The following is a 12,755-nucleotide window of genomic DNA, read 5'->3' on the forward strand; positions in this document are numbered from 1 at the left end:
TAGGTAAGGTTTTGACATCATCTTCACCTTTTCCCCCACTTCACACCGTACGTGAGACTTTCACCTCATACGGCGCTCCATCTAATTCAATTGACCAACTTTTGTATTGAAGCAAAGATAGGATGTCGACGCGCTGATATTCTCAGCTTGTCAAACATCACTTTCTTATCTTCAATAATGTCGTACTTATTTAAGATTGATTTTGCCTTATCTGAATCATCGCTATGAATTGCTAAGTGTATGTCTTCTAGTACAATTACCAGATTCTCATAATTGTCCTGTCCCCCAAATTCCAACGGAATTTTATGATGACAGTGCCAACCTACTAATCCAACTTCTTGTTTCGTAATTGCACATTTTCCATACTGTGCAATAAACTTTGCAATTCTGTTATCGTTGTATTCTACTGTTCGATGCTTCATATAAAAACGCTGTACATGTCGGAGTGTCTCCCTATCTACGGCTTTTAGCGTATCATGTATTTTCTCTCTACCTTCTTTTGTATAATTTGAGATAGACTGAGTAAAATTTCTAGCCGGTTTGTGCTTCTGCGCATGGATAGGTAGTAATACGATGTCTTTGATTTTATACAATTTAGGATTGTATCGTTTATATCTTTTCCTTAATACAGTTGACATGTCACTCTTAGTGGCTTTTTTCCAATCTCGCCTCAGTCGATTATAGAGAGTTCTTATGAGATGGCAACTCATGTGATCTAGATCGTGATTAATATGTGTGGCGGCTGAATAATAATTTTGTATTCCCATTACAGTCGTGTTAAATCGCCATACTGATTCTGGTGTTTGTTCTCTGCTTATATCTTTAACAGCCTTTTTCAGCTTGCTATACGCATGTTTTCTGGATTTTACACACATTCTGCTATGAGCCACATGTTTGTTTCCTTTCTTATTTGCCTTAACTGTAAAGCCTAAAAAGTGACTCGCTTTTTTCCTCAAATTTATAATCTTTGATTTTTCAAGGCTAATATCCAGATGTAGGCGTGTTCTAAGAAAGTCTTTTGTTGCTTCAAACATTTTTAAAGCCGTTACATAATCACGACATAATATTTTTGCATCGTCTGCATATCGAATTAAGAAACATTCCTTTAATTTGCTTTTCTTTAGTGCTCGATATTTTTCACTATTTCCCTTATATGGATGTGAGGTCTTTATCGTTTCCCATTGGTTACTTACCCACCAATCTAATTCGTTGAGTACGATATTAGATAGAAGCGGACTTAGTATTCCTCCTTGCGGAGTACCTTTTTGAGGAACACCCTCATTTACAATTTCTGCTTTCAGTAGTCTTGAAATGATAGAAAGTAATTTCTTATCTCGTATACCTATCGTCCACAATTGCTTTAGAAGTTTTCCATGATGCACATTGTCAAAGAAACCTTTAATGTCTATATCCACACAGTAGTGAAATCCGTTTCCTTTTCTATTCACTAAAGATTTCATTCTCGCTAGTGCATGATGTGTACTTCGGTTAGGGCGAAAACCGTAACTATGGTTATGAAATTTCGCTTCACATATTGGTTCCAATATTTGCAATACACATTGCTGAAATAATCTGTCCCATATGGTTGGTATCCCTAAAGGTCTACGGTCTCCATTTGGTTTTGGTATAAATACACGTCTTACAGATTGTGGTTCATACCAACCAAACATCGTTCTTACTTTTTCTATCACTTCATCCGTTGAAAGCATTTTAATATCATTAATTGTCATTCCATCTGTTCCAACTGTCAGACTTCCCATATTTCTTTTTATATTTCGATATGCTAAACGTATGTTTTCATCCATCTTCATAAGCTCTATTAATTTATAAAAGTTGTTACCGTTTTGACTTTGCTGATACAAGTCATCTAGTGTAGACTGCATATCATAATATTCAGCGTGTCTAAGCTTTTCAGTTTTCTTTATAAGTCGGATCTCCTTTCAGAGTTTACCTTTTTTAGTCTCACAAGAACCTTATAATTCGACTGCGTAGCTTTTTGAAACGGTTGGTCAATCTTTCATCAGACTAATGGCTATCCCTCTGCAATGTTTCCATTGCTTCACCGGTACTATGCCATCACTCTTACCACCATAAATGAAGGTTATACGTTTGCTAATCTCACAAACACCTTCCCTTCAAACACTTCCTCGAAGATAAGTTCTCCATGTTGGTGGCTTTCCACGTTCCATTATTTCTATCTATGCATAACACTTTTAGGGTTCTCCTTTAAGCCTACTGACTTGATGCCGCCTATAACGACATATGGACTTTCATAACAACTATTTTTACTCATCCACATCAGCACCACGCTCGTGGCACACACATTTCTATGTGTCATCGTTCTAGACCCGTACATTCGAAGATTCGTCAGATTCTGCCTACCCGTTGGTTTTGTTGAATCCATTCTACCCATGAGTGCTTTTTAGACTCCCGGCCTATAGGCTACACCATCCACCGCTGGACAGTTTTCGTAGTATCGAGATACTTTAACGGTAGCTCTCAGCCGACTTCACCGAGCTTCACACAACTACAGACTTATCTTTTGTATGCTGCATGTCGGAGTATCAGAGGAAGCCCTTCAAGGCGTTACCCTATCATTTGACTTCTCGAAATAATAGTTCTGCTGATTATTGAATCAGCGCCTAACCTTTTCAGTTAGGAACGTGTCACACAGTTGTACGACTGCAAGGCGAGAGCAATGTCACCATTGGCCTTTCCTAGTACATCTTTAAATTCCCGTACACCTGCTTCTATAGAAATATTGGGATCTTTAATACACCCTACACGAGCATTTCCCTTTACACCTATACAAGATGAGCTCATGTCTCCATATTGCCCCTCTGAAGCCTGCATCGGGTCATTTCCTGCTCCACCTGATTCCTGCATCATTTGGGCAGCCAAAATACCAACATATTGAGCAACACCATGTTTTTCTGCCATTTCTTTAATTTTAGGAAGGTATCCTGTAACTTTTGCATTAAGGTTAACAGGCTCTCCACCAGGACTCACATTACCTACACACATACCACCAATAAATCCACCAGTAGTAGGAGCAAGATGTCCATACATTCCTTCTAACATCCCGGCTTCTAATATCTCACGAGCACGCTCTTTTTGACTTTTACTAAACTTTGCGAGTTCCATGGCTTTCTCTAGCCCATGAGAAGATGTTGTCACTTTTTTACTTCCACTTGCATTAATCTCATCTATTTTTTTCTTAAAATCTGTATCTCCTAATATCTTTTTTACATCTGGTCCGGAGTAACTTTCAGATTTGGTTTTTTGCATCTCTTTTTTCTTTTTTTCACAAGAACCATTCGGTCCTGCCTCGCACACCTCTTTTTCCGTATATTCTTCATATTGGATATCCAAGAAATATGATATAGCATCATGTGGATCTTTACCAGTCAAATCATTATCAAATCGCGCCATGTCAAAAGCGACAACCTCTTTCCAATCCACATTCAGAGCCATTGAAACTTCCATATATTTTTTTACTTGTTCCTCTGTCTTATCTTCATCATCGGTAAAAGGTACAAAAGAGACTAAAATCACACACACAGCAATAATTACTCCCATAATCAAAGCGGCAGGTACTCCAATCACTGCCACAACAGCACCCACAATTTTTAATATACCTGCTTTTAGCATTTTGGCAGCAGCTTTCGCTGCCGCCTTTCCTACTTTTCCTGCCAATTTTGCCATCTTCCCACGCGCTTGCATCCCTTTTTTCTTAATAAAGTGGGAAGCTACATCTTTTAAAGGATTACTTTTTTTCTGTTCATTTGGATCGTTAGGATTTTGACTCATAAACTTATCACACCATATTTTCCATTTTGAGAATTTCTTCCTCTTCGCTGTGCTAAGCGAGGGTTTGGGGCAAATGAAATCAGATTTTGTGGGTCATGTTCTGATAAATTTAAATGCGTCTCTGTACGGACTACTTCGTCCTGTGTATGTGTTACTAGGATTTCTTCTCTTGGCTTAATACTACTGTCTTTCACTTCACAAGCTCTTTCAATCCTTTGGTTTGCTTGTAAACGCGTATCTCCTTTTCCGAATGGCGAAATACGTGACACTGTACCGTCTGTTGTTGTCGCAACCATGTAACTACGATCTCTTTCTACAACCATTTGTACATTCTTATAGCCACCTTGGTCTAAATCAGACATATAGAAGTGACCATTGTCTACTTTGTGATTGACCGTAAGTGGTGGTTCATTAAATACCGGTTTCTGTTGTAACGGTCTTTGATTTTGGTTTCCTACTAATTGATTTGGATTTACATTGATCGAGCGATTGATATTGATTTTGCCACCACTTGGATCTTGTATATAGGCTGGAGATGCTTTCGTACCATTACGATACTGCGTTAATTGTCCTTCTGAAATATTTAAGTCCTGATATACGACTTGTCCAGATCGTATACTGCTATCTCCACTACCATAACGAGATACAACTTGCGTCATACCACTAGCGTCTTTTGCTTCAATCCAAGATTTATTATTTGTCGTCACAAGACGTACGGCACCTTTTACAACCGATTGCACGCCTGTATGATCTGTTGTTGTCGGTACCATCTGTTGAATTTCCTGAATCTCTTTTGCTTCTGTACGAACTGCACTGTTATACGGATTATGTTTACTTACCATACGTGCAGTTGCTTGATAAGCACCTGCACCACCAATCACACCTGCGGCGTAACTTAAGCCTTTTGTCACATTATAATGACGCTCTGCTGCATTCCCACCTAATGATGTATTAACAGCAGCAGTAGTCCCACTTATCACTTTTTGTACTGCATTCCCTCCGGATTGTTGTACAGCACTCGCAGCACTAAAGTATGCATTTGATACCGTATCAATGCGATCCGCAAGCATAAGGTGTTTCGCACCTTCCATTACACTCATGCCAAGTTTTGTACTCTGCTGTGTCATACGTCCCACCGCAGATGTTGGGATAGACATTTTACCAGCACTTTGTGCAATATTTGCTACACTTGTTGATGCATCTGCATAAGAGCGTTCAATTTCCGCAACGGAAAGATCTCCTGCACGTGCGATACTCGCTTGCGTTTGTGTCGCCGCATATACAGCTTTATTGATTGCGCCACCTGTTGCAACGCCATGTGAACGAACACCTTGAATCGTACTAGTAATTCCAGAACCTACTTCTTGACTCACCGTTCCAAGACTTGCATGGCTTTGTAATCCTTTCGTTAATTGCGAAGCAAAAGCATCTTTATTAATATACGATTGATTATGTAGACTCTTACCACTCGTATCTTTCGCCTGTACGGGCATCGCTCCCGCTTGTACTGCCGCTTGTTGTGCGACTGCTTTAAATTCATTTCCTTTTTCATTCAGGTGCGACTGCCAAGCTTGCTCTTTTTGTGGTTGAGACATAGTTGGAGACAACTTTTTCATAAAGCTTGCCTGTTGTTCTGCTGCATAGCCTTGTTTAAAAGATTCTGTAGAGGCTTGTACCAGGTTCTCAACATTACTTACTTGTTTCGCTTTCTGGCTTCCTGCTCCACTTGTCAAACCGTGCGTTTTCACACCGTTGACTGCCTTCTGAATGCCTGCTGCGCTAGATACACCCATAGCATTTAAACCAGGATCTTTTTGTAACTGTTGTGATAAATGAGAAGCGAAAGCTTTTTTATTCGCGTAGTTTGTACCATCTTTTTGCTGTACAATACCAGCTGATTCCGCCGCTTGTTGCGCATGATTTTGAAATCCTTGTACTTTTTGATCTAAATGCTTATTCCATGCGGCTTCTTTTTCTTGTTGCGGCATATCTGCAGGGAATTGTTTCATGAATCCAGCCTTATGGTCTGCACTATATGCTTTCTTAAATGCAGCGGTAGAAGCACCGACAAGAGCACCGACTTGTCCCATATTTTGATGGCCACTTTCTAACGTTTCTCCTTTTACATCCTCGACTGCTTTTCCGACCTTTCCTAATGCAAGTCGAGAAGCAAACGCATCTTTATTCACATAGGACTTATCAAACAGGTTATTTCCTTGCTTATCCTTTGCGTCAACTGGCATAGCTCCCGCTTTTGTTGCCGCCTGTTCTGCGTGATTTCTAAATCCTTGTACTTTTGTGTTCAGATGATCGTTCCAATGTTTCTCTTTCTCTTCTGCTGACATATTTTCTGGTAACTGACTCATAAACGTATCTTTATGGTCTGCCTCATACCCCTTTTGGAATGCATTCGTTGCAGCGTTTACTAAATCTCTAGCATTTCCATATGGTGTAGCGGCTTTCTTCATATTTTGTAAATCTTGTTTCCGTTGATTTGAGAAACGAGACATTTGATCACTATTTGTTTTCGCTACTTTTTTAGCAATCTCTGCATCGGACGCACCAGGGAAAGCTTGTTTTAAACGACTTGCGACTGCAGAATCCGGATTATCAGCTTTCCAATTTTCAAAGTCTTTTGTAGCTAAATCCTGTGCGATATCTTCATCGGTTAGTTCCGGATACGATTCGCCATTTAGATTTGAATACGTCTCCGCACCCTTCTTTACACTGGAACCAATATGTTTTCCTAAGGCTACAGCCCCTTCGCCGACTGCAGCAACACTTCTACCAGCTACTGCACCAGGAGCACTACCTAATGCACTTCCAACTTGCGAGCCTGCTACCATCGCTCCCGGTCCAAGACCAGCTCCCGCTGCCATACCTGCAAGTCCTGTCGCTGCTTTACCAATTGAACTTCCAATTTGACCTGCTTTTAACATACGAGCTGCACGAGATGTTGTACCAACATCTGTCCCTAAATTTGCTCCTAATGCATTTTTCGGGTTATCCGCATCTTCTTTATTATCTTTCTCTCCATCTTTCTTTTCTTTCCCTTTATCTTTTGCACTACGGTAGTCGTCACGAACACCTTTAACCAAACCAGCCACACTTGCTAAAGCACCCATACCCATCATCGTACCCGCTCTATGAATACCAGCGGATGCATTGGTGCTAAGGCCAATAAAACTTTTCACAATTTCACCAACTGGGATAAACATGGCAAGCAATACTAATTTTATGATAGGATTTTGTGCACCTCCAATAAGTGTAATGACTAACCATAGGGTAATTGCGTGAATCGCTTGAATTAATACTGCTCCCATAAACTCACGAATCCAATATAACGTCTGTTGTTTCTTTTGCGGGAACAACCACATTCCTACCATTACAGGGCCTAGTAACATTAATACGTATAGTGTCACAGCACGCATTAAATAATAAAAGTTTGCCCATATCATTAATCCAGCTTCAATAAATAGTCCGAATATGATAAACATATAATCATTTTTATGGCCTTCCATTGAAAGCTCTGTAATCGTCTTATTGTCAGACAGTCCAGACTTTAATAAAGGTATTTGTTGATCCGGGTTGAAATTCCCGTTATTTACTCCATTTATCGCCTCTTTAAATTCCAATGTAATCCAAGAATTTAGATCAAATACAAAATTATAAAAGAAATCTAAATGCCAGAGGCAAATCGAGATAATCATTAAGTCTTTTGCATATTCAATTAATGCCGTGCGATTATTTGGATTCATAGTCGTTGCTGAATATTTTGCTGCTGTAATCACTACACTGACGAGGACACAAAAAGCAACAAACTTAAACATGACAGGCATACCGGTATCTAATACATTCGTAACTGCATTCTTCGCATATAAAAAATCTAGATTAGATTTATCTCCACCAAAGACTATAACTGGAATAGTATCCATAAATCCATAAATAGGCGCTAGTAGGGCCTTTACCATATGGATAATAAGGCCACCGACCCAATCTATTATTTTCTCAAGCATAATTTCACCTTCCTTTATAAAGGTACGCTACTATCCTGCGTACCCTTGTACTTTCTTCATATTGTTTAGAAGCTCTTGAAGTACCGCTTCATTCGATTCAATAAACATCATTTCTTTATCTGATGGATCTGTTTGAATCCAGACCGAACTATCTCCGACACGGAAAATCCCTTCTCCTTTTCCTGGATTGTTGAGAATAATATCAAGCTCCCCAGCAGTTAAGTTAAAGTTCTCTTGAATTTTTTTCTTATCAATCTTATTTTGTTCTAAGAAGAAATAAGAGAAAGTAGATTGCAAGATACCACGTGCTTTCACATTTTCTAAAATACGAACAAAGTCCTGACTGGCCCAACACATACCTGCATTTCTTTTCCGTGAACGACGTGCTACTTTTTCTAAGAAGTTAACCGTTTGTTCATAATCAATAAACTGCCACATCTCATCTACATACAGTACTTTTCGTTTGATAGCATGTTCTGGACTCTTAATCCAATGCTCCCAAATATAGTTCAAGATAACGTGGAAAGCGATTGGTTTTAAGAATCCTTCTTCTAAATGACTAATATTAAAATTAACAACACGAGATTCATTTAACTGTGTTTCTACACCACGGCCAAAATGACTTTGTCCATCAAATAATGGTTTTGAACCATCGCGTAAGAATGGACGAATCGCAGCAATTAACTCTTCTGCTTTTACATCGTCTCCATGATGCTCTACTATGACATCGTAGATTTCTTTTAATTCTGGTTCTGGCTTTCTCACTTGAGACTGAATTAATTGTCCATCCACCTTCTTCACTTCATCTGTATATAAAGATGAAGGGTGTGAGGTAATACCATTTTTATCAAACACTTCACGAATTGCATCTTCTAGCATTGTACGCTGGAATACATTTAATCCTGGTTGATCAAAGTCTTGTCCGCGAATAATAATGTCAAAGAATCCAAGTATTTCATTGATTTTCTCTAAAATCGGTACAAATCTTACATACTTCACGCCATCACGCTCTACAAGTTCTTTCTTATCATATTGTTCAAGTGCTTCTAGCTCTTCATCTTTATCCGTAATCTGAAGTTCTGTTACAGCGATTGCACAAGGATTGATAATGATATTACTTTCAGGTGAAATATTTAAATTAATACCACCTAGACGTTTTGTAATTTTTACGAATTCTCCTTCTGGATCGATAATCATTGCATGCGTATCTGCAAGTGACGTTTCACGAGCTAACTTCATTTTTAAAAGTAAACTTTTTCCGGAACCTGAGATCCCTGTTACACCAATGTTATAGTTTGGCGGGCGATAATCTGCATTACCAAATGAATTTAAAAATTCTACTTGCCCAGTAATTTTATTCTTTCCTATTGGTATGCCACCATTAAATCTCCCGGAACCTGATACAAATGGTGCAAACGTACATAACGCACGTCTATCGATATTTCGATAGGTATCTTGCAGCGTATTTGGTGCACCTAATGGCATAGTAGCTTTCAAACCACTTTTCACACGGTTCCAAGTACTTGCAATCTTAAAATGCGATGCTTGCATTTCATCTTCAATATACTCACATAAAACGTCTAATTCTTTCTTTGATTCGGCATACGCAACACCCATGGTACTCACCATATAGGAGTCGTTTTCATTGAACTGGATTTCATCCATTAAATTGTTTGTATCTTGAATTTTTGCATCTAAGTCTTTTTCTTGGTCAATGTTTCCTCGTGTACGTTGGAAAGAAAGATTCGAACGTAACATCGTCAACTGCATATCTAATGATCGCATTGCTTTAGCTTTTGGTTCTTTATGAATATCGATCATGACATCCACTTCCCCAGCCGAAGTTAACATGTTGAGCCAATTGGTTTGCATCATACGCGGGTACCCATCACGTGGAATATAAAACGGACGGAAGAACGTATTACTTCCTAAAGATTGTTTAATGACCCCATAATCTTCTGCATCAATTTTCATTCCTTCTGGAGCAATAACATCAAACACTGTTGTTTGATTGTCTAATTGCGTCGGTACTTCTTCTTCCAGCTCTTCCTCCTCTAGCTCCAATTCATCCTTCTCTTCGGCTTCTACTTTTTTCTTTTCTTTTTTCTTTTCTTTTTTCTTTTTTCCGAATAACTTCATGTTTACGCCACCCCGTTATTTGATTTTTCTGCTTTTTCTTCCGCTAGCACTTTCTTCATTAACTCTAGTTTTCTTTCATTTGTTTCCCCTGTTGAATAGAGCGAGAAATTCTCGTTTTCAATTAAATCCTGGAAACGAGCTTTTACGGCTTTCCGACGGTTAAATGCTACATATAAAAGTTCTATTAATTTATCTTTCGTTAACATTTCCACATTAATTTTTGCTTTCGATAGTAGATTTCGAGAAGCATTATAACGGCGATATAATTCGTTAAACGCCTTATCCACAATCTTTTCTTCCAACTCTTCTTCTGTATCAGCCGTAATCGTACTAATATCAACCTTGTATGGGTAAATTAAATAACGTTTTTGTTCATATCGAGGTTGCGAACGTTGCCAGTACTCTAAGTTATCGATAACTTCTTGTCCATATAGAACCGTCTCTGGTGTAAGGTCCTTCGCACCTTTCATCGTTTCTGTCATTTTTCGTACAGGATCTGTTAAATCTACGAACTTACTTTGAATATATACTTTCGTATTAAACTCTAATGTGGTTAACCATGATTCAATTTTGATATCAATCGCTTCTTGTTCCATATTGGAAAGTAAGTAATAGTTAACCGGATGTGCTTCCGCAATTAGGACAAATGTGTCATCATGATACCGAATCATGTGATTATCAATTTCCTTAATGTCTTCTACAAAATCTCGAAAGAAATCAACATTATCCTCATCAATTTCCGATTCAGCAGGCGTATTCTTTTTGTTTTTCTTTCCAGATTTTTCAGCAGTATGTTTCTCTATTCCACCTTGCTTTTTCCCCTTTTTCTTAGAACCAAACAGCGGTTTCCCATTCATTTTCCGATAAAAGAAAAACCCTACAATGGCTATCGCCGCAAAATATATCATTTCTAACATTTACAAATTCTCCTTTGCCCATGTAGTTGGCTCGTACCCTTTTCTCCACTTGCCTTTTTCGGAGCGGCTACGCATTTTGATAAGTAAAAATCTATCTAGATACATGTGTTGTTTTTCTTTATAAATAAAAGCAAACGCTATTACACCTACTACCGTTGGTAGTGCTAAAATTAGGCAAATAAAAAATGCTACTACCGCATCAATAGGTGCAAACAACTGCCATAAAAATGGAACATATAAATAAAGGGCGGCCCCGCCACCTAATAGATAAATCAATTGGCGCTTACTTAATACACCTAACAGCGTTTTTTGTTCCGAAGTCATATCAACAGGAACAGTTACTTTTCTCATTTTGTTTCCTCCCTTGTATAAGAGAAGCTCTCCCCAAATGGAGGAGAGCTTCTCTTATATTAGATTGTTGTAACCCAAGCGGCGATGTCGTACGCTTTGATCATGACAAAGCCTCCAATTGCCGCGCAAGCTAAACCAATCATAGCTTGTGTACGGTTTTCAGGATTCTTCCCTTGTGCTCCAGATAGTTTAATAGCTGCAAATACAACGCAAGCTGCTACCCAAATTCCCCCAAAACCAATTAAGGTTTTCACCAAAGTGTTCATGCTTTTTTGAACGGTTTCAGCATTACCGCCACCACCATTACCACCAAGCCCTTTCGAAAAACTATTTTTTGCCAGTAAGAAATCTCCTACTGATGTTGTCATAAGTTTTGCAGACAACCAATTCAACATAATTCCTGCACCTCCGGATGTTTTTGCTCGCAAAACGCAAAAAGACCCCAATACACGCACACGTCCCCTAAGGACATGGCGCATATTGAGGTCTTCTCTTATATGCGAACTGATTAATTTTATATTTTATTGTAAAATCTTATTACGTTTATATTATAGCAATACGATTTTAAAAATACAACCCCTTATTTACACCTTTATTATTTTTTAACCTCTTGGTTTGGATCGTACCATACCATTTGAATTTGAAAAATATCACTGTCCTTAAGAGCTAAAACATTCATTTCTTCTTTCAATGAACGCGATGGTTTTATTTTTATTGATTTTGTACTTTTGTCTCTCAGTGTATACACATGTACATAATAACCTTCTTTTTTCTTTTGCATATTAACATACCTCTAACGACTTTATTTGTAATATTACACCCCTTAAGTATGTAAAAATTACACAGTAAGTATATAATTATTATTTCTCTTCGAAAAATGAATCTAATGCATCCGAAACAACTTCTATTTTTTTCGCTTTTCTTAATGCTGCCTCTCTAGGGTTAATTATTATTTCACTACTATGTGAACTACCCGCCACTTAACGTCCTAACGGACTGTTTGGAGTGGGGGCTTCTCGGTTAGTCGTTACTTTTGGTAGCTAACAAATTCGTCCTAAGACAGCCGAGCTAACTCCCTTGTTCCAAGGGTTATTTTATTGCTATCTATGCTAACGCCAATAGGTGTATTGCTTCATTTTTGATATTGATAGCTGCGTTATAATCTCTATCAAGATTTACACCGCATATACAAGAATAGACTCGCTCAGACAATGACATATTTTTCACATTTCCACAACTGCTACATGTTTTTGTGGAAGGAAACCATTTGTCTATTTTCACAAGTTGTTTGCCTTGTTCATGTAGTTTATAAGCTAAAAAAGAAGTGAACATACCCCAACCATTGTCAGCGACACTTTTTCCAAAATGAAGTGCTTGCGACATTCCTTTCATATTTAGATCTTCAATAGCTACAACATCAAAATTAGTAGCTAACTCTTTAGACTTATGATGAAGGAAGTTCTTACGTTGGTTTGCTACTTTTTCATGCAGCTTAGCTACAAGGATACGTTGTTTATTCCAA

Annotated in this window: 8 protein-coding genes and 1 pseudogene; all 9 read right to left on the reverse strand. The window is 38.3% G+C overall.

The annotated features are described in order from the left end of the window. Positions 1 to 86: 86 nt before the first annotated feature. Positions 87 to 1,883: a group II intron reverse transcriptase/maturase gene (gene ltrA / locus CN409_RS09155; protein ID WP_097981680.1), complete on the reverse strand. Its 1,797-nt coding sequence runs from the start codon at positions 1,881 to 1,883 to the stop codon at positions 87 to 89. A 790-nt stretch (positions 1,884 to 2,673) separates the two neighbouring features. Further along, positions 2,674 to 3,810: pseudogene (locus CN409_RS09165) on the reverse strand (lysozyme family protein); the annotation flags it as partial. Continuing rightward, entirely contained in the window at positions 3,807 to 7,826 is a 4,020-nt protein-coding gene (locus CN409_RS09170; protein ID WP_097981679.1) for a TrbL/VirB6 family protein, read from the reverse strand. The gene CN409_RS09170 and the pseudogene CN409_RS09165, both read right to left, overlap by 4 nt. A 30-nt stretch (positions 7,827 to 7,856) precedes the next feature. Continuing rightward, on the reverse strand, positions 7,857 to 9,800 hold the full coding sequence (locus tag CN409_RS09175; protein WP_430793530.1) for a VirB4 family type IV secretion system protein: 1,944 nt from the start codon (positions 9,798 to 9,800) through the stop codon (positions 7,857 to 7,859). 167 nt (positions 9,801 to 9,967) lie between these two features. Continuing rightward, on the reverse strand, positions 9,968 to 10,882 hold the full coding sequence (locus CN409_RS09180) for a hypothetical protein (protein WP_000891999.1): 915 nt from the start codon (positions 10,880 to 10,882) through the stop codon (positions 9,968 to 9,970). After that, the gene (locus tag CN409_RS09185) at positions 10,883 to 11,233 is read right to left on the reverse strand and encodes a PrgI family protein (RefSeq protein WP_003319481.1); all 351 of its coding nucleotides are present in this window, start codon (positions 11,231 to 11,233) and stop codon (positions 10,883 to 10,885) included. Positions 11,234 to 11,292: 59 nt separating this feature from the next. Further along, positions 11,293 to 11,712: a hypothetical protein gene (locus CN409_RS09190; protein WP_001216651.1), complete on the reverse strand. Its 420-nt coding sequence runs from the start codon at positions 11,710 to 11,712 to the stop codon at positions 11,293 to 11,295. Between the two features lie 116 nt (positions 11,713 to 11,828). Continuing rightward, complete coding sequence (locus tag CN409_RS09195) at positions 11,829 to 12,014, reverse strand: hypothetical protein (RefSeq protein WP_046945293.1); 186 nt, start codon at positions 12,012 to 12,014, stop codon at positions 11,829 to 11,831. A 323-nt stretch (positions 12,015 to 12,337) separates the two neighbouring features. Further along, on the reverse strand, positions 12,338 to 12,755 hold a 418-nt coding region (locus CN409_RS09200), incomplete at its 5' end, for an RNA-guided endonuclease InsQ/TnpB family protein (protein ID WP_097981676.1).

The organism is Bacillus sp. AFS012607 (assembly GCF_002558005.1).
Taxonomy (GTDB): domain Bacteria; phylum Bacillota; class Bacilli; order Bacillales; family Bacillaceae_G; genus Bacillus_A; species Bacillus_A thuringiensis_S.

Coding starts and splice junctions, on each gene's coding strand:
- ltrA (WP_097981680.1), bottom strand. CDS start 1,883: ATGCAGTCTACACTAGATGACTTGTATCAGCAAAGTCAAAACGGTAAC.
- CN409_RS09170 (WP_097981679.1), bottom strand. CDS start 7,826: ATGCTTGAGAAAATAATAGATTGGGTCGGTGGCCTTATTATCCATATG.
- CN409_RS09175 (WP_430793530.1), bottom strand. CDS start 9,800: ATGAAAATTGATGCAGAAGATTATGGGGTCATTAAACAATCTTTAGGA.
- CN409_RS09180 (WP_000891999.1), bottom strand. CDS start 10,882: ATGTTAGAAATGATATATTTTGCGGCGATAGCCATTGTAGGGTTTTTC.
- CN409_RS09185 (WP_003319481.1), bottom strand. CDS start 11,233: ATGAGAAAAGTAACTGTTCCTGTTGATATGACTTCGGAACAAAAAACG.
- CN409_RS09190 (WP_001216651.1), bottom strand. CDS start 11,712: ATGCGCCATGTCCTTAGGGGACGTGTGCGTGTATTGGGGTCTTTTTGC.
- CN409_RS09195 (WP_046945293.1), bottom strand. CDS start 12,014: ATGCAAAAGAAAAAAGAAGGTTATTATGTACATGTGTATACACTGAGA.